We start from the raw sequence: 24,762 nt of genomic DNA, 5'->3' as shown, positions 1-24,762 counted from the left end.
ATTACGCGTTGTCGCCAAACCAACAGATATTGCGTGCAGCCATGATCAGCTCGCCGGCTTGCTCATCGCTAAGCCCTTCAATATCAGCCAGATCGTCAACACCCTGCTCGGCAAGATCTTCCAGCGTACAAACCCCACGCGCGGCCAGTTTAAAGGCCATGCTGCGCTCAAGACCCGGCAGGTTGAGCAAATCGTCGGCCGGTTTGTTGTCGCCCAGGCTTTCTTCTTGTGCCAGGGCCAGCGTGGTCAATGCAGCTTTGGCGCGTTCGCGCAATGCTTCAACCGTATCTTCATCCAGACCGTCGATTTCCAACAGCTCTTTGATCGGCACGTAGGCCAGCTCTTCCAGCGTGGAGAAGCCTTCTTCAACCAGTACGGTGGCGAAATCTTCGTCGATATCAAGATACTTGGTGAAGGTATCAATAGCGGCATGAGCCTCGGCCTGGTGCTTGGCCTGCAGGTCGTCCGCCGTCATCACGTTCAGTTCCCAACGATCGTCGCCGCGGTGTTGTTTCAGCAGTTGGGAAGCCAAACGCACGTTTTGGCCGTTACGGCCGATCGCCTGCGCCAGGTTGCTGGCTTCAACGGCGATATCCATGGTGCAGTTATCTTCGTCTACCACGATCGACGCGACGTCGGCCGGCGCCATGGCGTTGATGACGAATTGCGCTGGGTTATCATCCCACAGGATGATATCGATGCGTTCGCCGCCGAGCTCGCTCGACACGGCCTGAACGCGCGCACCGCGCATACCTACGCAGGCGCCGACCGGATCGATGCGCTTGTCGTTGGTTTTCACTGCAATTTTCGCACGGGAGCCTGGATCGCGGGCTGCCGCTTTAATCTCGATCACTTCTTCGCCGATTTCCGGCACTTCGATGCGGAACAGCTCTTTCAGCATTTCCGGGCTGGAACGGCTGACGAACAGCTGCGCGCCGCGAGCTTCGGGACGTACGGCATACAATACGCCGCGAATGCGGTCGCCCGGACGGAAGTTTTCGCGCGGCAGCATGTCTTCACGGCCAATGACCGCTTCGGCGTTGTTGCCCAGATCCAGCGCGATGCTGTCACGGTTCACCTTCTTCACCACGCCGGTGACGATCTCACCTTCGTGTTCACGGAAAGCGTCGACCACCATCGCGCGCTCGGCCTCGCGCACTTTCTGCACGATAACCTGCTTGGCGGTTTGGGTGGTGATGCGGTCGAAGGTCACGGATTCGATCTGATCTTCGACGTATCCGCCGAGCTCGATGCTCGGATCTTCAAACTGAGCGGCTTCCAGCGTGATTTCACGCGTCGGCTGAGTCACTTCGTCTACGGCGACCCAACGGCGGAAGGTATCGAAATCGCCGGTTCTGCGGTCAATGCTGACGCGCACGTCGATTTCCTGCTCGTATTTTTTCTTGGTTGCGGTGGCTAATGCAGTTTCCAGCGCTTCGAAAATCTTCTCGCGCGGAAGGGATTTTTCATTGGAAACTGCTTCAACAACAGCCAGAATCTCTTTGTTCATCCTAGTTGCCTCTTCCAAACTTTAAAAGTGGGGTACCAGGTTCGCTTTCTGGATGTTGCTCAGCGCGAACACTTCATCTTTCCCTTCCACAGTAACCGTGATCATCTCGCCTTCGACAGACTTGATAATACCCTGCCACTTGCGACGGTTCTGTACCGCCATGCGCAGGACCAGGCTGACTTCTTCACCGAGGTAACGCGTATAGTGTTCTGCGGTGAACATCGGGCGATCAAGGCCAGGAGAGGAGACTTCCAAGTTGTAAGCGACCGTGATTGGATCTTCGACGTCCAATACAGCGCTGACCTGGTGGCTGACATCAGCGCAATCATCAACATTGATGCCGTTATCACTATCAATATAGATGCGGAGCGTCGATTGGCGCGCACGAATGAATTCGATGCCTACAAGCTCAAAGCCCAACGCTTCTACGGGTGCCGAAAGCATCTCTGTTAACTGTTGCTCTAATGTGGACAAGCCCACCCCCAAGACATAAAAAAAGGGCTAAATAGCCCAGTGATTCTGTTGCCAAATAACAAAAAACCCCGAAAAATCGGGGCTTTATGCAACTGGACCCTGTTTGCCGCTAGGCGGCCTCGGTACAACTTTCGAGCAAGTGTCATTTTCAAATGTTGATCGAGAAAAGCGGGTTTCAATCGAAAAGTGTATTTGAAAATAAACACTTAAAGGAAAGTGGTTGCGGGGGCCGGATTTGAACCGACGACCTTCGGGTTATGAGCCCGACGAGCTACCAGGCTGCTCCACCCCGCGTTCGAAAACGTGGCAAATACTACGCCGATAATCGCAAAATTGCAAGTTATCTCTGGGATTTGGTACCGAGGATGGGACTCGAACCCACAAGCCCGTTAGGGCACTACCACCTCAAGGTAGCGTGTCTACCAATTCCACCACCTCGGTACTGATTCTTACTGCTAACGGCCGTTGTTCTTTCGAGTTCACAACCACCGTTTACAAACTTTTTGCGGCTTACTGCGGGATGTCGCTGCTCGGCTTGGCAGGTGCTGCCGGCGCGGTTGTCTGCTCAGTTTTCACCGGCTGACCGAGGTTTTCCCACTCGCTGCCTTTCTTGCTTTGGTTGCTGCTGAGGTTGCCCAGAATCAGGCTGATGACGAAGAACAGCGTCGCCAATACAGCAGTCATGCGGGTCATAAAGTTACCGGAACCACTCGAACCGAACAACGTGCCTGATGCACCTGCTCCGAAAGAGGCTCCCATATCAGCGCCTTTACCTTGCTGCAACATAATCAGAGCAACCAGCCCGATTGAGATCAGCAGGAAAATTACCAGAAGAGCTTCGTACATAGTAGTACCCGTATCCTTGCGGCCTTACCGCATGCCAAATGCTTCACACTCATCAAGCAGGCGTTTTTATAAACTGCCTACTGAAGCGGGTGTGAATACTAACCAAAGCCGCCAACCCGCGCAAGGGCAATTTGCAGCCGCCGGCGCGTTTGCGGAAAAAAACGCCAACAATCGCCTGTTCGGGCTCAGCGATGCCAAGCCCGGCGGCTAACTGTCTGTTTTAACCTGCGGATTTCACCGCATCGGCGATGCGATGCGCCAGCGCAGTCACCTGCTGCTCGTCTTCGCCTTCCACCATCACGCGGATCAGCGGCTCGGTGCCCGATTTGCGCAGCAGCACCCGGCCGCGGCCGGCCAGCTCGGCCTCCACTTGCTCGGTGACTTTGCGCACCGCGTCGGACTCCAGCGGATTGTGCTCGCCGGCGAAGCGCACGTTGACCAGGATCTGCGGCAGCAGCTTCATGCCGCTGCACAGGTCATGCAGGCTCATGTGGTTGCGCACCATGGCGGTCAGCACCTGCAGCCCGGCCACGATGCCGTCGCCGGTGGTGGTTTTGTCCAGCAGGATCACATGGCCGGAGTTTTCCGCGCCGATGCGCCAGCCCAACTCCTGCAGCTTCTCCAGCACGTAGCGGTCGCCCACTTTGGCGCGAGCGAACGGAATGCCCAGCTGTTTCAGCGCCAGCTCCAACCCCATATTGCTCATCAGGGTGCCGACCGCGCCGCCGCGCAGCTGGCCCTGACGCAGGCCTTCACGGGCGATGATGTACAGGATCTGGTCGCCGTCCACCTTGTTGCCCAGGTGATCCACCATCATCACGCGGTCGCCGTCGCCGTCGAACGCCAGGCCGACGTGCGCTTTTTCCTGCAACACGCGCTCCTGCAGCTGACGCACATCGGTAGCGCCGCATTTTTCATTGATGTTCATCCCGTCCGGCTCAACGCCGATGGCGATCACCGTGGCGCCCAGCTCGCGCAGCACGCTCGGCGCGATGTGGTAAGTCGCGCCGTTGGCGCAGTCAACCACGATTTTCAGCCCCTTCAGGCTCAGCTCGCTCGGGAAGGTGCCTTTGCAGAATTCGATATAGCGGCCAGCGGCGTCGATGATACGGCTGGCTTTACCCAGCTCGGCGGACTCCACGCAGGTCAGCGGTTTTTCCATCTCGGCTTCGATCGCCTCTTCGACGTTGTCCGGCAATTTGGCGCCGTCGATCGAGAAGAACTTGATGCCGTTGTCATAGAACGGGTTGTGCGAAGCGGAGATGACAATGCCCGCTTCCGCGCGGAAGGTGCGCGTCAGGTAGGCCACCGCCGGCGTGGGCATCGGCCCGGTGAAGGAGGCGGACAATCCGGCGGCCGCCAGGCCGGCTTCCAGAGCGGACTCCAGCATATATCCGGAGATGCGCGTATCCTTACCGATGATGATCTTGCGGGAACCGTGACGCGCCAGCACTTTACCGGCCGCCCAGCCCAGCTTCAGCACGAAGTCAGGCGTGATGGGGCTGTCCCCGACCTTGCCACGGATGCCGTCGGTGCCAAAATATTTGCGCTCGCTCATGTCTCTACTGTCCCTTAGCTGAAAGTGTTGCCTCGACGACACGCATCGCCTCGACGGTTTCTTTAACATCATGCACTCTGACAATCTGCGCACCCTGCATCGCCGCGATCACCGCGCAGGCCACGCTGCCGATAACCCGTTGATCCGGCGGCACGTTCAGCAGTTGTCCAATCATCGATTTGCGCGACATGCCGACCAACAGCGGCAAACCGAAACGATGAAATTCCGACAACCGGGCCAGAAGCTGATAGTTGTGCGCCAAATTTTTACCGAAACCGAAGCCTGGGTCGAGCAGCAATTTCTGATTTGTTATCCCCGCCTCGTTACAGCGCCGGATATGGTGCTCGAAAAACGTCTGAACGTCGGCGATCAGATCGTCGTAGTGCGGCGCCTGCTGCATGGTGCGCGGCTGCCCCTGCATGTGCATCAGGCAGACCGGCAAACCGCTTTCCGCCGCCGCCGCCAGAGCGCCCGGCTCCTGCAGCGAACGGATGTCGTTGATCAAGTGTGCGCCGGCGTGCGCCGATTCGCGGATCACACCCGCTTTCGAGGTATCGACCGAGATAAAGACTTCAAAGCGCTGCGCCAGCGCTTCCACCACAGGCACGACCCGCTCAAGCTCCTCCTCTTCGCTCACTTCCGCCGCCCCCGGCCTTGTCGATTCGCCGCCGATATCAATCATCGTGGCGCCGGCCGAAATCAGCGCATGCGCATGTACCAGCGCCTGGTTCAGGGTGTTGTGGCGGCCGCCGTCGGAAAACGAATCCGGCGTCACGTTGAGGATGCCCATCACCTGCGGATGGGAAAGATTGAGCGTCATGTCGCGCACGGTTAACTGCATGGTTGGTCCACCTTACTGTTGCCTGGTTCACTGCCCGCCGGGCAAAAAAAAACCCCGGCATGCCGGGGTTTGATGTTATTACACAGCCGCTGTTACTTGTCGAGCTGTTCGGACATGGTGTTGCCCGGCGTTGGGGTGCGCGGCTCATCTACCGGCGTCGGGGCTTTCGGGGTGCCACCGTTGTCGGAGCTGTTGCCTTTGTTCGCATCGTCCCAGCCCGCCGGCGGACGCACGTCTTTGCGATTCATCAGATCGTCGATCTGCGGCGCATCGATGGTTTCATACTTCATCAACGCATCCTTCATCGAGTGCAGGATGTCCATGTTTTCCATCAGCAGCGAGCGAGCACGCGTGTAGTTGCGTTCGATCAGCGACTTCACTTCCTGGTCGATGATACGCGCGGTTTCATCCGACATGTGCTTCGCCTTGGCCACGGAACGGCCCAGGAACACTTCGCCCTCTTCTTCCGCATACAGCAGCGGCCCCAGCTTCTCGGAGAAGCCCCATTGGGTCACCATGTTGCGAGCGATGGAGGTCGCCACTTTGATGTCGTTCGACGCACCGGTAGAGACTTTTTCCGGCCCGTAGATGATCTCTTCCGCCAGACGACCGCCGTACAGGGTGGAGATTTGGCTCTCCAGCTTCTGACGGCTGGCGCTGATCGCATCCCCTTCCGGCAGGAAGAAGGTCACGCCAAGCGCACGGCCACGAGGAATAATGGTCACTTTGTGCACCGGATCGTGTTCAGGAACCAGGCGGCCAATGATGGCATGGCCCGCTTCGTGATACGCGGTCGACTCTTTCTGCGCTTCAGTCATCACCATGGAGCGGCGTTCCGCACCCATCATGATCTTGTCTTTGGCTTTCTCGAACTCCACCATCGACACCACGCGCTTGTTGCCGCGGGCGGCGAACAGCGCCGCTTCATTGACCAGGTTGGCCAGGTCGGCACCGGAGAAGCCCGGCGTACCACGCGCAATGACGGAGGCGTCGATGTCGGCCGCCAACGGCACGCGGCGCATGTGCACCTTCAGGATCTGCTCACGGCCGCGCACGTCCGGCAGCCCGACCACGACCTGACGGTCGAAACGGCCCGGGCGCAGCAGCGCGGGGTCAAGCACGTCCGGACGGTTAGTCGCCGCGATGACGATGATGCCCTCGTTGCCTTCGAAACCGTCCATCTCAACCAGCATCTGGTTCAGGGTCTGCTCACGCTCATCGTGACCGCCACCCAGGCCGGCGCCACGCTGGCGACCGACGGCGTCGATTTCATCGATGAAGATGATGCACGGCGCGGCTTTCTTCGCTTGTTCGAACATGTCGCGCACGCGGGATGCACCCACGCCGACGAACATTTCGACGAAGTCGGAACCGGAAATGGTGAAGAATGGTACCTTCGCTTCGCCGGCGATCGCTTTCGCCAACAGCGTTTTACCGGTCCCCGGCGGGCCAACCATCAGCACGCCTTTCGGGATCTTGCCGCCCAGCTTCTGGAAACGGCTCGGTTCGCGCAGGTATTCCACCAGTTCGCTCACCTCTTCTTTCGCTTCGTCACACCCGGCGACATCGGCGAAAGTGGTCTTGATCTGGTCTTCCGTCAGCATGCGGGCCTTGCTCTTGCCGAAGGACATCGCGCCCTTGCCGCCGCCGCCCTGCATTTGCCGCATAAAGAAGATCCAGACCCCGATCAGCAACAGCATCGGGAACCAAGAGATAAAGATAGAAGCCAGCAGGCTCGGCTCTTCAGGCGGCTCGCCGACAACTTTCACATTCTTCGTTAACAACGTATCCAGCAACTTAGGATCGTTGACAGGGATGTAGGTCGTGTATTTGTTACTGTCTTTCTTGGTAACGTTAATTTCACGTCCGTTGATTCGCGCTTCGCGAACCTGGTCCTGGGTCAGTTCGGACATGAAGGTAGAGTAATCCACCCTACGGCCATTCGACTCGCTGGGCCCAAAGCTCTGGAATACAGACATCAACACTACCGCGATGACTAACCAGAGAATTAGGTTTTTCGCCATGTCACTCAAGGGATTAACCTCATCTTACAACTGTGTTAACAAACAGCGTTAGGGTACTACAGTTTGCGCCCTGTCGCTACAATGTACACTTCGCGCGAACGGGCGCGGGAAGCGTCTGGCTTACGAATCTTAACCTTCGTAAACAGGGAGCGAATTTCCCGTAGGTACTCGTCAAAGCCATCTCCCTGGAACACCTTCACCAGGAAACTTCCGCCTGGTGCGAGGACATCACGACACATATCCAGCGCCAACTCCACCAGATACATCGACCTTGGAATATCGACCGCCGGGGTGCCACTCATATTCGGGGCCATATCGGACATGACCACCTGAACCTTACTCTCGCCTACTCGTTCCAACAGTGCCTTCAGCACCAGTTCATCACGAAAATCGCCCTGAAGGAAATCGACGCCAACGATAGGATCCATTGGCAAAATATCACAGGCGATGATGCGCCCGGTACCGCCGATTTGGGTGACCACATACTGCGACCAGCCGCCCGGTGCGGCGCCCAGATCAACCACGGTCATGCCCGGTTTGAACAGTTTGTCGCTCTGCTGTATTTCATCAAGTTTAAACCAGGCACGGGAACGCAGTCCCTTTTTCTGCGCCTGCTGTACATATTTATCGCTAAAGTGTTCTTGTAACCAGCGACTGGAGCTAGCCGAACGCTTTTTATTAGCCATCTCGTTTTCCAACTATCATAAAAAGAGTCTTATGTCAGGGTCGCTGCTCACGTAGACTCACACCGGTGAAGACCGATTTGGTGATATACATGAGATGGCGGTAGAATGTACCGTTTTCAATCCCAACTTAAGCAAAAAAGACAATGAATCTGAATAATAAACAAAAACAGCACCTGAAAGGCCTGGCGCATCCGTTAAAACCGGTGGTGATGCTGGGCAATAACGGTCTTACCGAAGGGGTGCTGGCTGAAATTGAACAGGCTCTGGAGCATCATGAGCTGATCAAGGTAAAAATCGCCGCTGAAGATCGCGAAACCAAGACCCTGATCGCCGACGCTATCGTGCGTGAAACGGGCGCCTGCAATGTGCAAGTTATCGGCAGTACGCTTATTCTTTACCGCCCGTCGAAAGAGCGCAAGATCAGTCTACCGCGTTAATAACCATCAGGTTAACGAAAAGGTGCCATGCGCCTGACCAAGATAAAAGGCCGCTTGCGGCCTTTTTCCTATCTTTACAAAACGTTGGCGCATTAATGACCAACGGTCCCGATCAGAGATACTCGACCTTCAGGATCTCGTATTCCACGTCGCCGCCTGGGGTTTTGATCACCACCACATCGTCTTGCTCTTTGCCGATCAGGCCGCGCGCCATCGGCGAGTTTACCGAAATCAGATTTTTCTTGAAATCGGCCTCATCGTCGCCAACGATGCGGTAAGTCACTTCTTCTTCGCTGTCCAGATTCATCACCGATACGGTGGCGCCGAAGATCACCCGACCGGTGTTCGGCATCTTGGTGATGTCGATCACCTGAGCATTGGACAGCTTGGCTTCGATTTCCTGAATGCGGCCTTCACAGAAACCCTGCTGTTCGCGGGCGGCATGGTACTCGGCATTTTCTTTCAAGTCGCCGTGTTCACGCGCTTCAGCGATATCCGCAATGATTTTCGGGCGGCGCACGCTTTTCAGATATTCGAGCTCTTCGCGCAGTTTTTCAGCGCCAAACAAGGTCATCGGAATTTGGTTCATCGTATAAATACCTCTAAATCTTTCCTGTTCAAATAACCGTCATCCTGACGTATTCGTATGAAAACACGGTTGGCATACTGCCCCCCGCCTCCAGGCGACAAACAAAAGAAACCTGACTCGGAACGGAGCCCAAGCCAAGATCGGTTTTGCATTTTGATACGCATTTTAGCCTAGAGTTCCTTGAGGGTCATCGTTTACTTTTTCCCTGATTGCACCGTAGTATGACGGCACGTTATCCAGCTGTTATCCCGAGATTATGCGTTTTTCACGAATTGTCAGTGCATTGGCTTGCGCATTTGTTCTGAATGCGAATGCGGCCCCGGTTGAAGAGTACACACAATATCTGCCTGATGGGGCCAACCTTGCCCTGGTCGTTCAGAAGATCGGCGCCGGCTCGCCGACGATCGATTACCACTCTCAGCAAATGGCGCTGCCGGCCAGTACCCAAAAAGTGCTGACGGCGCTGGCGGCATTGCTGCAACTCGGGCCCGATTACCGTTTCACCACCACGCTGGAGAGCCAGGGCGATATCCGCGACGGCGTGCTGCGCGGCAACCTGATCGCTCGCTTCAGCGGCGATCCGACCTTCAAACGCCAGAGCCTGCGCAATATGGTGGCCGTCCTGAAAAAGCAAGGCGTGCGCCAAATCAGCGGCGACGTGCTGGTCGATACCTCGGTCTTCGCCAGCCATGACAAAGCGCCCGGTTGGCCGTGGAACGATCTGACGCAGTGCTTCAGCGCGCCGCCGGCCGCCGCCATCGTCGATCGCAACTGTTTCTCGGTCTCGCTGTACAGCGCGCCAAATCCGGGCGACATGGCGTTTATCCGCGTCGCCTCCTATTATCCGGTTAATATGTTTAGCCAGGTACGCACCCTGGCGCGCGGCTCGGCAGACGCACAGTACTGCGAGCTGGACGTGGTGCCGGGCGAGCTGAACCGCTTTACCCTGACCGGCTGCCTGACGCAGCGCATCGAGCCGTTGCCGCTGGCCTTCGCCATCCAGGACGGTGCCAGCTATGCGGGCGCCATCTTGAAAGACGAGCTAACGCAGGCCGGCATCCAGATCGACGGGCATTTGAAACGCCAGACGCGTCCCGGCATTACCGGCACAGTGATCGCGCAAACCCAGTCGGCACCGCTGCACGATCTGTTGAAGATCATGCTGAAGAAGTCGGACAACATGATTGCCGATACCGTCTTCCGCACCATCGGCCATGAGCGCTTCGGCGTGCCGGGCACCTGGCGAGCGGGCTCCGATGCGGTGCGCCAGGTGCTGCGCCAAAAGGCCGGTATCGATCTGGGCAATACCATCATCGCTGACGGTTCCGGCCTGTCGCGCCACAACCTGCTCGCCCCGGCGACCATGATGCAGGCGCTGCAGTACATCGCGCAGCACGACAACGAGCTGAACTTTATCTCGATGCTGCCGCTGTCCGGCTATGACGGCACCCTGCGCTACCGCGGCGGCCTGCATGAAGCCGGCGTCGACGGCAAGGTATCGGCCAAGACCGGCGCGCTGCAGGGCGTCTACAACCTGGCGGGCTTCATCACGACCGCCAGCGGACAGCGTATGGCCTTCGTACAGTATCTCTCCGGCTACGCCGTGCCGCCGGAAGATCAGAAACAGCGCCGCGCGCCGCTGGTGCGCTTCGAAAGCCGCCTGTATCGGGATATTTACCAAAACAACTGAGGGTCGTCATGAAGCTGCTGGTCGTTGAAGATGATGAACTGCTGCAACAGGGGCTGGCGTTGGCGCTGACCGGCGAGGGTTACGTCTGCGACTGTGCCGCCACGGCGGCGGAGGCCAACAGCCTGCTCATCACCAGCCAATACAGCATGGTGATCCTGGATCTCGGCCTGCCGGACATGGACGGCGCGGCGCTGCTGCGGCAGTGGCGCCGCCAGCAGATCGATCTGCCGGTGCTGATCCTGACCGCCCGCGACGCCCTGGAAGATCGCGTCGACGGGCTGGACGCCGGCGCCGACGACTATCTGGTCAAACCCTTCGCGCTGGTTGAGCTGCAGGCACGCGTGCGCGCCCTCCTTCGGCGCTACCAGGGCCACAGCGACAATCTGATGCAGGTGGATGACCTGCAGTTGAACCTCTCCAGCCAGCAGGTCTACCTGCAGCAACAGCCGGTGGAAGTCACGCCAAAAGAGTTCGCCATTCTGTCGCGCCTGATCATGCGTGCCGGGCAGACGGTCAACCGTGAGCTCCTGCAACAAGATCTCTACACCTGGCAAGACGACCTGGGCTCCAACACGCTGGAAGTGCACATCCACAACCTGCGCCGTAAACTGGGCAAGGATCGCATCCGCACCGTGCGCGGCATCGGCTACCGCCTGGAACCTTCCTCATGATCAGCATGCGCCGCCGCCTGCTGCTGATGTTGGCGCTGATCCTGTTGGTCACGCAGCTCATCAGCGCCTTCTGGCTGTGGCACGAAAGCCAGGAACAGATCAGCTTCCTGGTGGACGAAACCCTGTCCGCCAAAGTGCGCAGCGAGCGCGTCGATACCGAGATCGCCGAGGCCATCGCCTCGCTGTTGGCGCCTTCGCTGATCATGATGATCGTGACCCTGCTGGCGTCTTTCTGGGCCATCAGCTGGATCACCCGCCCGCTCAACCAATTGCAGCAGCGGCTGGAAAAGCGCTCTGCCGATAACCTGACGCCGCTGCCGATCACCAGCGACAGCCAGGAAATGGTGGCGGTCACCAATGCGCTCAATCAGCTGTTCTCACGGCTGGACAACACCATTCAGCAGGAACGCCTGTTCACCGCCGACGCCGCCCACGAGCTGCGCACGCCGCTGGCCGGCATCCGCCTGCATCTGGAACTGATGGAAAAACAGGGCGTCAAGGGCAGCCAGGCGCTGATTGCCCGCATCGATCAACTGATGCACACCGTCGAGCAACTGCTGATGCTGTCGCGCGCCGGGCAAGACTTTGCCAGCGGCCATTACCAGCATTTCGATTGGGTAGCCGATGTGATCCAACCGCTGCGTGAGGAGCTCGACGAAATGACCGCCCAACGCGAGCAAACGCTGGCCTGGCAATTGCCGGCCGCCGCCGCGGTAAACGGCGATCCGGTGCTGCTGCGGCTGCTGCTGCGCAACCTGGTCGAAAACGCCCACCGATACGGCCCGGAAGGCGGCGCGATACAGGTGCGGTTAACGCCGCAGGACCGCGGTTATCTGCTGCAGGTCATCGACGATGGCCCGGGGATCAAGGAAGAGATGGTCGGGGAGCTGACGCAGGCGTTTCGCCGCATGGATCAACGCTACGGCGGCAGCGGACTGGGCTTGAATATCGTGATCCGCATCGTGCAGCTGCACCAGGGGCGCTTGACGCTGGAAAACCGCCGCGATGCGCGCGGCCTGAATGCCCAGTGTTGGCTGCCGGAAAAGGCGCTCAAATAATAAGGGCCCAGCGTTGCTGAGCCCTTTATCATCGAATTACTTCTGGTAAATGATTTCGACACCTTCGTCGTCGTCTTCGTCCCAGTCGTCATCCCAGTCGTCATCCGCTTCCGATTCCATCTCCGCCAGCTGTTCGCGGTGATAGTCGTCCCACATGAATTCGACTTTTTCCGGCGCGCTTTCTTCGATCGCCATCGCTTTCGGCTGGGTGTTGATGAAGTTCATCACGTCCCAGCACAGCGCGTTGACGCCTTCGCGGTTGGCGGCGGAGATCATGTAGTACTTTCCTTCCCAGCCCATGCCTTCCACAATCGCCTTGGCGCGTTCGGCAGCTTCTTCCTCACCAATCACATCAATTTTGTTGAACACCAGCCAGCGTGGCTTCTGCGCCAGATTTTCGCTGTATTGGTTCAACTCGTTGATGATGACTTTGGCGTTTTCCACCGGATCGGATTCGTCGATCGGCGCAATGTCCACCAGGTGCAACAGCACGCGGCAACGCTCCAGGTGTTTCAGGAAGCGAATGCCCAGGCCCGCGCCTTCGGAGGCGCCCTCGATCAGCCCCGGAATGTCGGCGACCACAAAGCTCTGCTCGTGGTCCATGCGCACCACGCCCAGGCTTGGCACCAGCGTGGTAAACGGATAATCGGCCACCTTCGGTTTGGCGGCGGACACCGCGCGGATGAAGGTCGACTTGCCGGCGTTCGGCAGCCCCAGCATGCCCACATCGGCCAGCAGCAACAGCTCCAGCAACAGATCGCGCGCTTCGCCGGCGGTGCCCAGCGTCTTCTGACGCGGCGCACGGTTGACCGACGATTTGAAACGGGTGTTACCCAGACCGTGCCAGCCGCCTTTGGCGACCATCAGTTTCTGCTCGTGACGGGTCATGTCGCCGAGGATCTCGCCGGTGCCCTGATCCTTCACGCGCGTGCCGACCGGCACCTTGATGATGACGTCTTTACCGCGTTTACCGGTACAGTCGCGGCTCTGGCCATTCTGACCGCGCTCGGCGCGGAAAGACTTCTCAAAACGGTAGTCGATCAGGGTATTGAGGTTCTCGTCCGCCAGCAGGTAGACGTCACCGCCGTCGCCGCCGTCGCCGCCGTCAGGCCCACCGTTAGGGATATATTTTTCGCGGCGGAAGCTGACGCATCCGTTGCCGCCATCGCCTGCAACGACCAGAATCGCTGCTTCATCTACAAACTTCATTTACCGTCTCCGTAAATCATTCACCGGGCTGCTTCAAAGGAGCAACCTGGGGGGGTTCTGCCCGTCGCGGCCACCACCGGTGACCAATTGCGGAAAACATAGCGCCCGCCACGACCACAAACGCGCCAACATAGCCGACGAGATTTAACGTCGGCGCGGCGAACGCCTGGGGCCAGGCCAGCGCCAATAAATCAGAAAACAGCAGGGTAAACAGCGGGGTCAGCGTCACCAACGCACTCACCTGCGCCGCCTGCCAGCGCGCCATCGCTTCCGCCAGCGCGCCATAGCCGATCAACGTGTTGGCGCCGCAAAACAGCAGGCACGCCAATTGCCAGCCGCTAAGCTGGAAAATCACCTCGGGTTTGGCCAGAGGGAACAACGCCATCGCACATAAAGTGTACAACATAACCAGGATCTGCGGCGAAGCCAGCCGTCGCAGCAATACCTTCTGCGCCACGCCGTAGCTCACCCAGACCATCGCCGCACACACGCCCAGCATGACGCCCAGCGTGTAGTCCGTCAGCCGGGTAAAGATCTCTATCAGACTGACGTTGAAAAACAACATCAGTCCACAAATCAGCATCAAGGCGCCAATGACCTGGGTAATGCGCATGCGCTCTTTTAAAATCAGCACGCTGGCGAACATCATGCCCACCGGCGACAGCTGGCCAATCACCTGCGACGCCGTCGGGCTCAGGTATTGCAGCGAGGAACTGAAGAACACAAAGTTGCCCAACAGCCCCGCCGTGGCGATCGCCAACAGCAGCAGCCAACGCGGTTGACGGAACATCTTCAGCGGCGGCAGCTTGCCGCGCACCGCGAGGATCACGCCCAAACCGATGGCGGCCATGGTAAAGCGATACCAAACGACGGTAAACGGCTCCATCACCGCCAACACTTCTTTCATCGCGATCGGCAACGCACCCCAGCAAACCGCCGTGGTTAACGCCAGGGAAATACCCACGCCGACCTGCTGCTTCGTATCCATATTACCTTCGCCAACGCTGACGGGGCTGCCCGCAGGCAACCCATAAATGTAAAAAGCCCCGCAACGAATTGCGGGGCTTACATCTATTTCGTAAGGCTCGAAAAATTATTCAGCTTCGATGCTGATGAATTTACGATTGCTCGGGCCTTTAACTTCGAATTTGACTTTACCGTCTTTCAAAGCAAACAGAGTGTGGTCTTTGCCGCAACCCACGTTGGTACCAGCGTGGAATTTGGTGCCGCGCTGACGAACGATGATGCTGCCTGCCAGTACTGCTTCGCCGCCAAAGCGTTTTACGCCCAGACGTTTAGCTTCTGAATCGCGACCGTTACGAGTCGAGCCGCCAGCCTTTTTGTGTGCCATTAATCCGCTCTCCTAACTTAAGCGCTGATGCCGGTGATTTTAACGTCAGTGAACCACTGACGGTGGCCCTGCTGCTTACGGTGGTGTTTACGACGACGAAACTTAACAATTTTAATTTTCTCGCCACGACCGTGAGCAACGACTTCAGCTTTGATCTTGCCGCCATCGACGAAAGGAACGCCGATTTTGATATCTTCGCCATTAGCGATCATCAGAATCTGGTCAAACTCAACCGCTTCACCAGTTGCGATGTCCAGCTTTTCCAAGCGAACGGTCTGACCTTCGCTTACTCGGTGTTGTTTACCACCACTTTGGAAAACCGCGTACATATAAAACTCCGCTTTCCGCGTGCCCGACTGTGTTAGTTCAGAGCGCGCTATAAATATTCACAATAGGGCGCGAATTCTACGCAAAAAAGCGGCGCATGACAAGAGCAGAATAAGACCAGATGTACAAAAAAGAAGAAAAAAAACACAGTTTCTTTCGTGGCGTTTATCTGAACCGTTTTTCAAGTACAATCATAGGGACAGTTACCGCCATGTACCGATGTGAGCAGCGATCTCAACGCGGTGAAGAGAAACACAGCTGAAAAAAACACAATGAACCTAGAGCAAATTACCGAGTTAACCGCGCAAGATATGGCGGCCGTGAACGCAACAATTCTCGAACAGCTGAATTCCGATGTCACGCTCATCAATCAGCTTGGCTATTACATTATCAGCGGTGGCGGTAAACGCATCCGGCCGATGATCGCCGTCCTGGCGGCGCGAGCGTTGGGCTATGAAGGCAACAAGCACGTCACCGTCGCCGCCCTGATCGAATTCATCCATACCGCCACGCTGCTGCATGACGACGTCGTCGACGAATCGGACATGCGCCGCGGCAAAGCCACCGCCAACGCCGCGTTCGGCAACGCCGCCAGCGTGCTGGTCGGCGACTTTATCTATACCCGCGCCTTCCAGATGATGACCAGCCTGGAATCGCTGCGCGTGCTGGCGCTGATGTCGGAGGCGGTCAACGTCATCGCCGAAGGCGAAGTGCTGCAGTTGATGAACGTGCACGATCCTGACATCAGCGAAGAAAGCTATATGCGGGTGATCTACAGCAAAACCGCCCGTCTGTTTGAGGCGGCGGCGCAATCGTCGGCGATCCTGTCCGGCGCCAACGCCGAGCAAGAGAAGGCGCTGCAAGATTATGGCCGCTACCTCGGCACCGCTTTCCAGCTGATCGACGATCTGCTCGACTACAGCGCCGACGGCAGCACCCTGGGCAAAAACACCGGTGACGATCTGAATGAAGGGAAACCGACCCTGCCGCTGCTGCACGCGATGCACAACGGCGACGACGCACAGCGTGAGATGATCCGCGGCGCGATTGAGCAAGGCAACGGTCGTCATCTGCTGGAGCCGGTATTGCAGGCGATGCAACAATGCGGTTCGCTGGAATACACTCGCCAACGCGCCGAGGAAGAAGCCGACAAGGCGATCGCCGCGCTGCAGGTCTTGCCGGCCTCGGAGCACCGCACGGCGCTGGAAGGCCTGGCGCATCTGGCAGTGCAACGCGACTTTTAAGAAACAAAAGTTTCTTAACATTCTTATCAGGCCCGCTGAGGCGGGCCTGTCTAGGTATTGTTCTCTTCGTCAATGCGCGCCAGCAGGCCGCCTATCCCTTCCCGCATCAGGAAAGCCACCATTTTCTCGCGCTCGCTCTCCGTCAAATGGTAGTAATACTCGATCCATACCGCTAACGGATCCTGGCGTTCTACGTCATACGCCGCCCCATCTTCTTTCAGCATCAGCAGGTTGCGCGCGCCAGGCGGCAGGCTGTCGATATGATACTCCAACGCTTTTCCCTGCACGCCTTTACGCCTGCGGCTTATCCAGCCTTCGCGCCGGGCCATCAGATTGATTCCCTGTGGTGAGGAAGGTAATCCTGCGATGCCTGTCAGTTCCTTGGCGGCAAACCACTCGTTTTTCATAGCCATCATCTCTGGGCAATAGTGGGCAAAGTCATTTTTGGAAATTACTTGGGTATTTTTTAGGAAATTTAATGGTATTCTTGTTTCCGAATAAGCGTTTCACGTTGTTCAAACGCCTAACCCTGATCCGTTAGTTATACCACTAACGCAACTTTGGCTAATCAGAAAAGGAATGTAAACATGAATTCAAGGAACCCAGATTGGCATCCGGCAGATATCATCGCGGCGTTACGCAAACAGGGCACCACGCTGGCGGCGGTGTCGCGCAAGGCCGGATTAAGCTCATCAACGCTGGCCAACGCGCTGTCGCGTCCCTGGCCGAAGGGGGAATGGCTGATCGCCGAAGCAATCGGCATCCACCCATCGGAGATCTGGCCAAGCCGCTATTATGATCCGCACAGCGATTGCCTGCTGGATCGAAAAGCCCGCATCAAATCGTGAACGCGGGGCAAAAAAAAACCGCCGGAACAGCGTCCGGCGGCGTTTATCGGCTGACTATCGGCGACGATCAGTTATTGATGAACTTCTCGCCCAGTTCGATATCTTTGTGCAGCACGTCCAGCATCTCATTCAGCGCTTTCTGTTCGAAGGCGCTCAGCGTGCCGATATCCTTGCGTTCTTCAACGCCGTTTTTACCCAGCACCAGCGGCTGTGCGAAGAAGCGAGCGTATTTGCCGTCGCCTTCAACGTAAGCGCATTCCACAACGCCTTTCTCGCCCTGCAGTGCGCGCACCAGAGACAGACCGAAACGCGCGGCCGCCTGGCCCATGGACAGCGTAGCAGACCCGCCACCGGCTTTGGCTTCCACCACTTCGGTGCCGGCGTTCTGAATGCGTTTGGTCAGATCCGCCACTTCCTGATCGGTGAAGCTCACGCCAGGGATCTGCGACAGCAGAGGCAGGATAGTCACGCCAGAGTGGCCGCCGATGACCGGCACATTCAGCTCTTCCGGCTGCTTGCCTTTCAGCTCGGCCACGAAGGTGTTGGAACGGATGATATCCAGCGAAGTCACGCCGAACAGTTTGTTCTTGTCGTAAACGCCGGCTTTTTTCAACACTTCCGCCGCGATGGCGACCGTGGTGTTAACCGGGTTGGTGATGATGCCGATGCAGGCTTTCGGGCAGGTTTTCGCCACTTGCTCAATCAGGTTACGCACGATGCCGGCGTTAACGTTGAACAGGTCAGAGCGATCCATGCCTGGCTTACGGGCCACGCCGGCGGAAATCAGCACCACGTCCGCACCCTGCAGAGCCGGGGTCGCGTCTTCGCCGCTGAAGCCTTTGATTTTAACTGCGGTTGGGATGTGGCTTAAGTCGACGGCAACGCCTGGGGTAACGGGGGCAATGTCGTAGAGAGAGAGTTCAGAACCTGAAGGAAGCTGGGTTTTGAGTAGAAGGGCGAGGGCCTGGCCGATACCGCCAGCAGCACCGAGAACTGCAACTTTCATCCTATACTCCTTTATTGTCTTAAATATATAAAGCGCCGTGAATGTGTTGGTGACGGACCTTAAATTATTACACCTTTAAAAACAATAAATTAGCTAATTGTTGCCTGCAGGTGCAATAAAATGACCGCTGTCGCGCCCATTTTAGATTAAATCGCTTACGCATGAAGGGCATAGCGCACACTAATCAAAAATAGTGCGAGGTTATTCACGAGCAAGTTAACCGGCCGTTACATTACACCCTTACGCAACATCAGAACAACATCATTTTAATAACATTTTATTTACCAGCGCAGGCCGATTTTCCGACGTCAAAAGGGCATATTCATCACGGCCGGATTTTGTTAAAATGCCGCCCTTTCCTCGCCGCCCGGTCATGTTTATTTTCTTTGGGTCGGCCTTTGTTGCATAAAAATTCATCTATATGCATAATCATGACTTCCATTATCAACATTCCACGGTGCAAAATGCGTAATCCCGCAAAACAGGAAGATCTGATCAAGACGTTCAAAGCGTTATTGAAAGAAGAAAAATTCAGTTCTCAAGGCGAGATCGTTTTGGCGCTGCAAGAAGAAGGCTTCGAAAACATTAACCAATCCAAAGTATCGCGCATGCTGACCAAGTTCGGTGCGGTACGTACGCGCAATGCCAAAATGGAAATGGTGTATTGCCTTCCTGCCGAACTCGGCGTGCCGACCACCACCAGCCCGCTGAAGAACCTGGTGCTGGACGTCGACCATAACGACGCCGTCGTGGTGATCCACACCAGTCCGGGCGCCGCACAGCTGATCGCCCGCCTGCTTGACTCCTTGGGCAAATCCCAGGGCATCCTCGGCACTATCGCCGGCGACGACACGATTTTCGTCACGCCGTCCAGCGGCTTTACCGCTCAGAAGCTGCATGAAGCGATCCTGGGCGTGTTCGAGCAAGAGCTGTGAAACCTGGCGCTAACAAAGTGCGGCTACCGCCCGCATTTTGTTAGCGCTTCTTTAACCCTCGCGTTACCTTTCCGGCCTTCAACCGCGTTTAACACTGCTTTTTTATCCCGCAACAACACATTTCCATGACATATCCATGTAACCAGCAGTACCCACTGTGATCTTCCGCACTTTTGGTCAAAAGCACTTACCTTATTGAAATTACATAAATTTAACATCGAAAGATCGTTTTATGAGCGTTTTTTATTCCTTGTAGTTATAAAAAATAAGGTTCATTGGTTTAAAGTTTCACTAGCAACTGTTAGCGAACTATTAATTTTTCACGTTACTAGCTGTATACTCATTTCCGTGAACTGAATCACAGTTCGTTGGAACTGATAAAAGAATACGATGAGGTGAGATGATGAAAATTAAAGCTACCGTTGCAACCCTGAGCGTTCTGTCCATGCTTTCCTTTGGCGCATTCGCAGCACAATCTGTTGATGCAATCCAGGCCGCAAAACTGCAGCCCGCCGGTGTGATCACCGTGAGCGGCGTCGCCGCTGCGCCTTCCGACATTCGTCAGGCGCTGTCCGATAAAGCCGACGCCAAAGGGGCGAGCGCTTACCGCGTGATCGAAGCGCGCAACGACGGCAACTTCCACGCGACCGCTGAAATCTACAAATAAGTACCGGCATTACCCGGCAATGGGCAATACATCTCTGGAATCAAACGCTGTCATAACGGCCTTCAAGAATAAAAATCGCTGCCAAGCCCTTCCAGGCTGTTATGACCAAGGATCGCTATCATGAACATGAAAACTACTCTCGCTGCACTCGGTTTGCTGTCTGTCATCTCCTTTGGCGCGTCTGCCGCCCAGCTGGTGACTAACGATCAGACCGCCAATCTGCAATCTATCGGCACCATTACCGTCAGCGGTATCGACGGCGCACCGACCGACATTCGCCAGGCGCTGTCGGAGAAAGCCGATGCTAAAGGCGCGACCGCCTACCGCGTGATCGAAGCGCGTAACGAAGGCAACTACCACGCCACCGCCGAGATTTACAAATAACAACTCTGGGAACGGCTTTGCAGAGCTGATTACCCTCGTCACTGCCACTGCCGAGTTCTGACGCAAACGCCGATTTCCCAGAGACCCTCTCGTCGTCCTATCCGACGAACCCCGTTGCCCTCGCTCGCGAGGGCTTTTTTATGGGCGTAAAAAAGGCCGCGAATGCGGCCCTTAGGTTGGCTTATGCGGCTGAACAATCAGTAGGTCACCTTCGGTTCCTGCTTTTTCGCCAACGCGTCCAACAGGCGATCGTGAATGCCGCCGAAACCGCCGTTGCTCATCACCAGAATGTGGTCGCCCGGCTGTGCGGTTTTCACCACCATCTCCACCAGCGTATCGAGATCCGCGCTCCAGTGCGCCGGCTGCACGCAGGCATCCGCCACTTCCGCAACCTGCCACGGAATGTGATGCGGCTGGAACAGGAACACTTCATCGGCACGGCCGAGCGAAGGCGCCAGATCGTTTTTGCTGATGCCCATTTTCATGGTGTTGGATCGCGGCTCCAGCACCGCCAGAATGCGCGCCGTGCCGCCTACCTTGCCGCGCAGTGCGGCCAGAGTGGCCAGGATCGCCGTCGGGTGGTGCGCGAAATCGTCGTAGACCGTGACGCCGTTGGCTTCGCCCCGCAGCTCCAGGCGGCGACGGGCGTTGATGAAGTCGCCCAAGGCGCGGCAGGCGTCCGCCGGCTGCACGCCGACGTGACGGGTCGCCGCGATGGCCATCAGGCCGTTATGCATGTTGTGCTCGCCCACCAGCGCCCAGTTCACTTCGCCGACCTGCTCGCCGTCGAGGAACACCGCGTAATGACTGGCGTCCGGCGTCAGCTTCTGCGCGCGCCAGGTGCCCTCTTCGCCCACCAGCTCCTGTTCGCTCCAGCAGCCCATCGCCATCACCTGCTTCAGGTGGCTGTCATTGTCCGGCAGGATGATCTTGCCTTTGCCCGGCACCAGGCGCACCAGGTGGTGGAATTGTTTCTGAATGGCTTTCAGATCGTCGAAGATATCGGCGTGGTCGAACTCCAGGTTGTTCATGATCAGCGTGCGCGGGCTGTAGTGCACGAACTTGGAGCGCTTGTCGAAGAACGCGCAGTCATACTCGTCGGCCTCGATCACGAAGAACGGGCTGCCGCCGAGGCGAGCCGAGACGTCGAAGTTGCCCGGCACGCCGCCGATGACGAAGCCCGGCTGGTAGCCGCAGGCTTCGAGGATCCAGGTCGCCATGCCAGCGGTGGTGGTTTTGCCGTGGGTGCCGGCGACCGCCAGTACCCAGCGATCGCGCAATACGGCGTCGTGCAGCCACTGCGGGCCGGAAACGTAAGGGATACCACGCTCCAGCACCGCCTCCACGCACGGGTTGCCGCGCGTCATGGCGTTGCCGATGATCACCAGATCCGGCGCCGGATCCAGCTGGGCCGGATCATAACCCTGAATAAGATCGATCCCCTGGTTCTCCAGCAGCGTGCTCATCGGCGGATAGACGTTGGCGTCCGAACCGGTGACGTCATGCCCCAGTGAGCGCGCCAGCATCGCCAGCCCGCCCATAAAGGTGCCACAGATCCCAAGAATGTGAATGCGCATAGGTTTCTCATGTGAGTGCATCGAATGTCGGCATATTCTAACGCTCAGAATCGTCCAGAAGAAATGGATTTGCCTATGAATGGCGCGCATCTTTGGGCTACACTGCTCGCGAAAACGTTGGCGGTTTGTTAACAGGCCGCTATCCATCCGTAGATTCAGGGATTGTGTCATGAAAACGTTAGGCGAATTTATCGTCGAGAAACAGCACGACTTCTCGCACGCCACCGGCGAGCTGACCGCGTTACTTTCTGCCATTAAACTGGGCGCCAAAATCATTCACCGCGACATCAACAAGGCCGGCCTGGTTGATATTCTGGGGACCAGCGGGGTGTCCAACGTACAGGGCGAAGTTCAGATGAAACTGGACCTGTACGCGAACGAAAAACTGAAAGCGGCGTTGAAAGCGCGTGGTGAAGTTGCGGGTATCGCTTCCGAAGAAGAAGATGAAATCGTGATATTCGACGGCGAGCGAGCTGAAAATGCCAAGTATGTCGTATTGATGGATCCGTTGGACGGTTCGTCCAACATCGATGTCAACGTCTCGGTCGGTACGATTTTCTCTATCTATCGTCGCATCACGCCGGTCGGCACGCCGGTGACCGAAGAAGACTTCCTGCAGCCGGGCAGCGCCCAGGTCGCAGCGGGTTACGTGGTTTACGGTTCCTCCACCATGCTGGTGTACACCACCGGTTACGGCGTCCACGCCTTCACGTACGATCCGTCTCTGGGCGTGTTCTGTCTCTCTCACGAGAAAGTGCGTTTCCCGGCGAGCGGCAACATGTATTCCATCAACGAAGGCAACTACATCAAGTTCCCTCTCGGCGTGAAGAAATACATCAAGTACTGCCAGGAGCAGGATGAAGCGACGCAGCGCCCTTACACCTCGCGCTACATCGGTTCTCTGGTGGCGGACTTCCACCGCAACCTGCTGAAAGGCGGCATCTACATCTACCCAAGCACCGCCAGCCACCCGCAAGGCAAGCTGCGCCTGCTGTACGAATGCAACCCGATGGCGTTCCTGGCCGAACAGGCCGGCGGCAAGGCCAGCGACGGCAAAAACCGCATTCTGGACATCACGCCGGTGAAACTGCACCAGCGCGCGCCATTCTTCGTCGGCACCAAGTCGATGGTGGAAGACGCAGAACGCTTCATCGCCGAAAACCCGGACGAGTAACGCGTTCTTTGCCAGGGTTCGGCGCCTTGCCGAACCCTTATTGCCTTACAGCTTGAACGCCGCCATGCTCTGCGCCAGCAGCTGAGCCTGATCTTCCAGCGAGCGCGTCGCCGCCGCAGACTCCTCCACCAGCGCCGCATTCTGTTGCGCCACCTGATCCATCTGCGCCACCGCCAGGTTCACCTGTTCGATACCGCTGCTTTGTTCGCGCGTCGCCGCCGAGATCTCACGCATCAGCGCCGTCACCCGGCCCACTTCACCGGTGATGCCGCTCATGGTCTGCGCCGCCGACTCCACCATCTGTTCGCCTTCCTGCACCCGGTTTTGCGACGCTTCGATCAGCCCTTTGATCTCTTTCGCCGACTGGGCGCTGCGCTGCGCCAGGTTGCGCACTTCACCGGCCACCACCGCGAAACCGCGGCCCTGTTCGCCGGCGCGCGCGGCTTCCACCGCCGCGTTCAGCGCCAGGATGTTGGTCTGGAAGGCGATGCCGTCCATCACGCTGATGATATCGGCGATGCGGCGCGAACTGTCGGTGATCGCCTGCATCTTGCTCATCACCTGGCTGACCACCTCACTGCCCTGGTTGGCGATATCGGACACGCTCAGCGCCAGCTGGTTGGCCTGTTCACAGTTCTCGGCGTTCATTTTCACCGTCGAGGTCAGCTGTTCCATGCTGGCGGCGGTCTCTTCCAGCGACGCGGCCGATTCTTCGGTGCGCTGCGCCAGATGCAGGTTGCCGGCCGCCAGTTCGCGCGAACCGGTGTCGATCTGGCTGCTGGCGTCGCGCACTTTGCTGACCGAACTGGCCAGCGCCTGCTGCATACGCTGCATCGCCCGCACCAGGCGCCCCATCTCGGTATCGCCCTCGCCGCGGATCTCGTGGGTCAGATCGCCGCCGGCGATGTGTTCCAACTGCGCGATGGACTCGTCCAGCGGACGCAGGATAATCACGCGCAGCGCGAACCAGGCCAGCAACGCCAACAGCACGCTGAGCAGGCCCGCCACCACGATCAGCGAGATCTTGGTGCTGGCGTTGCTTTCCGCCTCATACACCTGCTTCTCGCCGAGCTTCATGGCGAAGCTGCGGAAATCGGTGAGATCCTTTTCAAACGCGATGCTCAGGGCGGAAATGCGCGTCTCCTGGATATGGTAATACTCATCGATCTTGCCGGCCTTGATGGCGGCGGCCATCGGCTTCACGCCCTGCTCCAGATAGGCGCGATAGCTGTTTTGCAGGCGGCTGGAGAGTTCGCGGCCGCGCTCGGTCACGGTGCCGACGCCGACAAAGCGCGCCATTTCCTTGTTCGACTGCTCGAGGTAGCCGTAGATGCGGCCCACGGTGGCGTCGGAGACATCAGTCTGGCCGATCTCCCGTTGGCGCACCGCCAGCGAGGCGGCGGTTCGGGCGCGCAGCGTCAGGTTGGAGCTGTTGGCCAGCGAGCCCAGCTCTTCGCCGAGGATCTGGTTTAAGGTATGGATCGAGCGCGATCCTTCGTTAATCGCGTTGACGCCAATAACGCTGACCATGATCAGCAGCATGGTCATCAGGCTCAGCAGGGCGATCAGCCCAGCCTTCACCGTAATCTTTTTTAGCATGAGTTCTTCCCGGCTTCAGAATAGTGAGATCAGACGTAGTAGGGGTGGCAAAACGCG

General features: G+C 57.6%; 26 protein-coding genes and 2 tRNA genes. 10 read left to right on the top strand and 18 right to left on the bottom strand.

From position 1 onward, the window contains the following. Position 1: 1 nt before the first annotated feature. The 9 genes from nusA to rlmE all read right to left on the bottom strand — a co-directional run bounded on the left by nusA (position 2) and on the right by rlmE (position 7,939). Positions 2–1,510 carry a transcription termination factor NusA gene (gene nusA, locus ACJ8PE_RS18125; RefSeq protein WP_004933514.1) on the bottom strand — a complete coding sequence of 503 codons (1,509 nt, stop codon included), beginning with the start codon at positions 1,508–1,510 and terminating at the stop codon, positions 2–4. Positions 1,511–1,531: 21 nt separating this feature from the next. Then, entirely contained in the window at positions 1,532–1,984 is a 453-nt protein-coding gene (gene rimP, locus ACJ8PE_RS18120; RefSeq protein ID WP_004933515.1) for a ribosome maturation factor RimP, read from the bottom strand. A gap of 217 nt (positions 1,985–2,201) precedes the next feature. After that, positions 2,202–2,278: transfer RNA gene (locus ACJ8PE_RS18115), tRNA-Met, on the bottom strand. 60 nt (positions 2,279–2,338) lie between these two features. Continuing rightward, a tRNA-Leu gene (locus ACJ8PE_RS18110) sits at positions 2,339–2,425 on the bottom strand. A 69-nt stretch (positions 2,426–2,494) separates the two neighbouring features. Beyond that, entirely contained in the window at positions 2,495–2,830 is a 336-nt protein-coding gene (secG, locus tag ACJ8PE_RS18105) for a preprotein translocase subunit SecG (protein WP_004933519.1), read from the bottom strand. Between the two features lie 220 nt (positions 2,831–3,050). Next, positions 3,051–4,388, bottom strand: a complete 1,338-nt coding sequence (gene glmM / locus ACJ8PE_RS18100) for a phosphoglucosamine mutase (RefSeq protein ID WP_033648671.1) — start codon at positions 4,386–4,388, stop codon at positions 3,051–3,053. A 4-nt stretch (positions 4,389–4,392) separates the two neighbouring features. Then, positions 4,393–5,229, bottom strand: a complete 837-nt coding sequence (folP, locus tag ACJ8PE_RS18095; RefSeq protein ID WP_042783532.1) for a dihydropteroate synthase — start codon at positions 5,227–5,229, stop codon at positions 4,393–4,395. A gap of 92 nt (positions 5,230–5,321) precedes the next feature. Beyond that, complete coding sequence (gene ftsH / locus ACJ8PE_RS18090) at positions 5,322–7,253, bottom strand: ATP-dependent zinc metalloprotease FtsH (protein WP_004933529.1); 1,932 nt, start codon at positions 7,251–7,253, stop codon at positions 5,322–5,324. 56 nt (positions 7,254–7,309) lie between these two features. After that, positions 7,310–7,939, bottom strand: a complete 630-nt coding sequence (rlmE, locus tag ACJ8PE_RS18085; protein WP_004933533.1) for a 23S rRNA (uridine(2552)-2'-O)-methyltransferase RlmE — start codon at positions 7,937–7,939, stop codon at positions 7,310–7,312. Positions 7,940–8,082: 143 nt separating this feature from the next. Here rlmE and yhbY point away from each other — a divergent pair, with 143 nt between their 5' ends. Continuing rightward, positions 8,083–8,376 (top strand): ribosome assembly RNA-binding protein YhbY, encoded by a 294-nt coding sequence (gene yhbY / locus ACJ8PE_RS18080; RefSeq protein WP_004933536.1) that lies wholly within the window; start codon positions 8,083–8,085, stop codon positions 8,374–8,376. A 112-nt stretch (positions 8,377–8,488) separates the two neighbouring features. On the opposite strand, the gene greA is transcribed toward yhbY, so the two are convergent. Further along, entirely contained in the window at positions 8,489–8,965 is a 477-nt protein-coding gene (gene greA / locus ACJ8PE_RS18075; protein ID WP_004933539.1) for a transcription elongation factor GreA, read from the bottom strand. Positions 8,966–9,221: 256 nt separating this feature from the next. Here greA and dacB point away from each other — a divergent pair, with 256 nt between their 5' ends. Genes dacB through pmrB form a run of 3 tightly spaced genes read left to right on the top strand, consistent with a single transcriptional unit; the run spans position 9,222 to position 12,384 of the window. Beyond that, positions 9,222–10,655 (top strand): serine-type D-Ala-D-Ala carboxypeptidase, encoded by a 1,434-nt coding sequence (dacB, locus tag ACJ8PE_RS18070; protein ID WP_197793298.1) that lies wholly within the window; start codon positions 9,222–9,224, stop codon positions 10,653–10,655. Between the two features lie 8 nt (positions 10,656–10,663). Further along, entirely contained in the window at positions 10,664–11,326 is a 663-nt protein-coding gene (pmrA, locus tag ACJ8PE_RS18065; protein ID WP_033641655.1) for a two-component system response regulator PmrA, read from the top strand. Then, positions 11,323–12,384, top strand: a complete 1,062-nt coding sequence (gene pmrB, locus ACJ8PE_RS18060) for a two-component system sensor histidine kinase PmrB (protein ID WP_197760317.1) — start codon at positions 11,323–11,325, stop codon at positions 12,382–12,384. The genes pmrA and pmrB overlap by 4 nt, the downstream gene beginning before the upstream one ends. A gap of 36 nt (positions 12,385–12,420) precedes the next feature. Here pmrB and cgtA read toward each other — a convergent pair whose 3' ends face one another. The 4 genes from cgtA to rplU form a co-directional block, all read right to left on the bottom strand. After that, positions 12,421–13,593, bottom strand: coding sequence for an Obg family GTPase CgtA (gene cgtA / locus ACJ8PE_RS18055; RefSeq protein ID WP_033641651.1), 1,173 nt, complete (start codon positions 13,591–13,593; stop codon positions 12,421–12,423). Positions 13,594–13,609: 16 nt separating this feature from the next. Next, positions 13,610–14,581, bottom strand: coding sequence for a DMT family transporter (locus ACJ8PE_RS18050; protein WP_033641649.1), 972 nt, complete (start codon positions 14,579–14,581; stop codon positions 13,610–13,612). Positions 14,582–14,686: 105 nt separating this feature from the next. Beyond that, on the bottom strand, positions 14,687–14,944 hold the full coding sequence (gene rpmA, locus ACJ8PE_RS18045) for a 50S ribosomal protein L27 (RefSeq protein ID WP_004933559.1): 258 nt from the start codon (positions 14,942–14,944) through the stop codon (positions 14,687–14,689). A gap of 17 nt (positions 14,945–14,961) precedes the next feature. Beyond that, the gene (gene rplU, locus ACJ8PE_RS18040) at positions 14,962–15,273 is read right to left on the bottom strand and encodes a 50S ribosomal protein L21 (RefSeq protein WP_004933561.1); all 312 of its coding nucleotides are present in this window, start codon (positions 15,271–15,273) and stop codon (positions 14,962–14,964) included. Positions 15,274–15,543: 270 nt separating this feature from the next. On the opposite strand from rplU, the gene ispB reads away from it, so the two are divergent. Then, positions 15,544–16,515: an octaprenyl diphosphate synthase gene (ispB, locus tag ACJ8PE_RS18035; protein WP_033641648.1), complete on the top strand. Its 972-nt coding sequence runs from the start codon at positions 15,544–15,546 to the stop codon at positions 16,513–16,515. 50 nt (positions 16,516–16,565) lie between these two features. Here ispB and ACJ8PE_RS18030 read toward each other — a convergent pair whose 3' ends face one another. Beyond that, positions 16,566–16,922 carry a DNA-binding protein gene (locus ACJ8PE_RS18030; RefSeq protein WP_033651481.1) on the bottom strand — a complete coding sequence of 119 codons (357 nt, stop codon included), beginning with the start codon at positions 16,920–16,922 and terminating at the stop codon, positions 16,566–16,568. 180 nt (positions 16,923–17,102) lie between these two features. Between ACJ8PE_RS18030 and ACJ8PE_RS18025 the strand changes: the two genes are divergently transcribed. Beyond that, a complete protein-coding gene (locus ACJ8PE_RS18025) occupies positions 17,103–17,363 on the top strand; it encodes a helix-turn-helix domain-containing protein (RefSeq protein ID WP_004933567.1) in 261 nt (86 codons plus the stop codon). 67 nt (positions 17,364–17,430) lie between these two features. On the opposite strand, the gene mdh is transcribed toward ACJ8PE_RS18025, so the two are convergent. Then, positions 17,431–18,369, bottom strand: a complete 939-nt coding sequence (gene mdh, locus ACJ8PE_RS18020; RefSeq protein ID WP_033636811.1) for a malate dehydrogenase — start codon at positions 18,367–18,369, stop codon at positions 17,431–17,433. 464 nt (positions 18,370–18,833) lie between these two features. Between mdh and argR the strand changes: the two genes are divergently transcribed. The 3 genes from argR (at position 18,834) to yhcN (ACJ8PE_RS18005) (ending at position 20,355) form a co-directional block, all read left to right on the top strand. Continuing rightward, positions 18,834–19,304: a transcriptional regulator ArgR gene (gene argR / locus ACJ8PE_RS18015; RefSeq protein ID WP_016929335.1), complete on the top strand. Its 471-nt coding sequence runs from the start codon at positions 18,834–18,836 to the stop codon at positions 19,302–19,304. 403 nt (positions 19,305–19,707) lie between these two features. Further along, on the top strand, positions 19,708–19,971 hold the full coding sequence (gene yhcN / locus ACJ8PE_RS18010; RefSeq protein WP_197793324.1) for a peroxide/acid stress response protein YhcN: 264 nt from the start codon (positions 19,708–19,710) through the stop codon (positions 19,969–19,971). 120 nt (positions 19,972–20,091) lie between these two features. Next, a complete protein-coding gene (gene yhcN / locus ACJ8PE_RS18005) occupies positions 20,092–20,355 on the top strand; it encodes a peroxide/acid stress response protein YhcN (RefSeq protein WP_025305042.1) in 264 nt (87 codons plus the stop codon). Positions 20,356–20,552: 197 nt separating this feature from the next. On the opposite strand, the gene mpl is transcribed toward yhcN (ACJ8PE_RS18005), so the two are convergent. Continuing rightward, positions 20,553–21,932, bottom strand: a complete 1,380-nt coding sequence (gene mpl / locus ACJ8PE_RS18000) for a UDP-N-acetylmuramate:L-alanyl-gamma-D-glutamyl-meso-diaminopimelate ligase (RefSeq protein ID WP_033651482.1) — start codon at positions 21,930–21,932, stop codon at positions 20,553–20,555. A 169-nt stretch (positions 21,933–22,101) separates the two neighbouring features. Here mpl and fbp point away from each other — a divergent pair, with 169 nt between their 5' ends. After that, positions 22,102–23,106, top strand: coding sequence for a class 1 fructose-bisphosphatase (fbp, locus tag ACJ8PE_RS17995; protein ID WP_004933587.1), 1,005 nt, complete (start codon positions 22,102–22,104; stop codon positions 23,104–23,106). A 45-nt stretch (positions 23,107–23,151) separates the two neighbouring features. Here the strand turns inward: fbp and ACJ8PE_RS17990 are convergent, their stop codons facing one another. Then, positions 23,152–24,705 (bottom strand): methyl-accepting chemotaxis protein, encoded by a 1,554-nt coding sequence (locus ACJ8PE_RS17990; protein WP_033651483.1) that lies wholly within the window; start codon positions 24,703–24,705, stop codon positions 23,152–23,154. Positions 24,706–24,762 lie beyond the last annotated feature (57 nt).

The organism is Serratia sp. CY74737, from assembly GCF_052166775.1.
Classification (GTDB): Bacteria; Pseudomonadota; Gammaproteobacteria; order Enterobacterales; family Enterobacteriaceae; genus Serratia; species Serratia ureilytica.
This window is presented reverse-complemented; position numbering and strand designations above follow the sequence as displayed.

Coding starts and splice junctions, on each gene's coding strand:
- pmrB (WP_197760317.1), top strand. CDS start 11,323: ATGATCAGCATGCGCCGCCGCCTGCTGCTGATGTTGGCGCTGATCCTG.
- glmM (WP_033648671.1), bottom strand. CDS start 4,388: ATGAGCGAGCGCAAATATTTTGGCACCGACGGCATCCGTGGCAAGGTC.
- cgtA (WP_033641651.1), bottom strand. CDS start 13,593: ATGAAGTTTGTAGATGAAGCAGCGATTCTGGTCGTTGCAGGCGATGGC.
- nusA (WP_004933514.1), bottom strand. CDS start 1,510: ATGAACAAAGAGATTCTGGCTGTTGTTGAAGCAGTTTCCAATGAAAAA.
- yhcN (WP_025305042.1), top strand. CDS start 20,092: ATGAACATGAAAACTACTCTCGCTGCACTCGGTTTGCTGTCTGTCATC.
- rplU (WP_004933561.1), bottom strand. CDS start 15,273: ATGTACGCGGTTTTCCAAAGTGGTGGTAAACAACACCGAGTAAGCGAA.
- ACJ8PE_RS18030 (WP_033651481.1), bottom strand. CDS start 16,922: ATGAAAAACGAGTGGTTTGCCGCCAAGGAACTGACAGGCATCGCAGGA.
- ACJ8PE_RS18025 (WP_004933567.1), top strand. CDS start 17,103: ATGAATTCAAGGAACCCAGATTGGCATCCGGCAGATATCATCGCGGCG.
- ACJ8PE_RS18050 (WP_033641649.1), bottom strand. CDS start 14,581: ATGGATACGAAGCAGCAGGTCGGCGTGGGTATTTCCCTGGCGTTAACC.
- ispB (WP_033641648.1), top strand. CDS start 15,544: ATGAACCTAGAGCAAATTACCGAGTTAACCGCGCAAGATATGGCGGCC.
- pmrA (WP_033641655.1), top strand. CDS start 10,664: ATGAAGCTGCTGGTCGTTGAAGATGATGAACTGCTGCAACAGGGGCTG.
- rlmE (WP_004933533.1), bottom strand. CDS start 7,939: ATGGCTAATAAAAAGCGTTCGGCTAGCTCCAGTCGCTGGTTACAAGAA.
- secG (WP_004933519.1), bottom strand. CDS start 2,830: ATGTACGAAGCTCTTCTGGTAATTTTCCTGCTGATCTCAATCGGGCTG.
- ACJ8PE_RS17990 (WP_033651483.1), bottom strand. CDS start 24,705: ATGCTAAAAAAGATTACGGTGAAGGCTGGGCTGATCGCCCTGCTGAGC.
- greA (WP_004933539.1), bottom strand. CDS start 8,965: ATGAACCAAATTCCGATGACCTTGTTTGGCGCTGAAAAACTGCGCGAA.
- fbp (WP_004933587.1), top strand. CDS start 22,102: ATGAAAACGTTAGGCGAATTTATCGTCGAGAAACAGCACGACTTCTCG.
- ftsH (WP_004933529.1), bottom strand. CDS start 7,253: ATGGCGAAAAACCTAATTCTCTGGTTAGTCATCGCGGTAGTGTTGATG.
- dacB (WP_197793298.1), top strand. CDS start 9,222: ATGCGTTTTTCACGAATTGTCAGTGCATTGGCTTGCGCATTTGTTCTG.
- folP (WP_042783532.1), bottom strand. CDS start 5,229: ATGCAGTTAACCGTGCGCGACATGACGCTCAATCTTTCCCATCCGCAG.
- argR (WP_016929335.1), top strand. CDS start 18,834: ATGCGTAATCCCGCAAAACAGGAAGATCTGATCAAGACGTTCAAAGCG.
- yhcN (WP_197793324.1), top strand. CDS start 19,708: ATGAAAATTAAAGCTACCGTTGCAACCCTGAGCGTTCTGTCCATGCTT.
- mpl (WP_033651482.1), bottom strand. CDS start 21,932: ATGCGCATTCACATTCTTGGGATCTGTGGCACCTTTATGGGCGGGCTG.
- rpmA (WP_004933559.1), bottom strand. CDS start 14,944: ATGGCACACAAAAAGGCTGGCGGCTCGACTCGTAACGGTCGCGATTCA.
- mdh (WP_033636811.1), bottom strand. CDS start 18,369: ATGAAAGTTGCAGTTCTCGGTGCTGCTGGCGGTATCGGCCAGGCCCTC.
- yhbY (WP_004933536.1), top strand. CDS start 8,083: ATGAATCTGAATAATAAACAAAAACAGCACCTGAAAGGCCTGGCGCAT.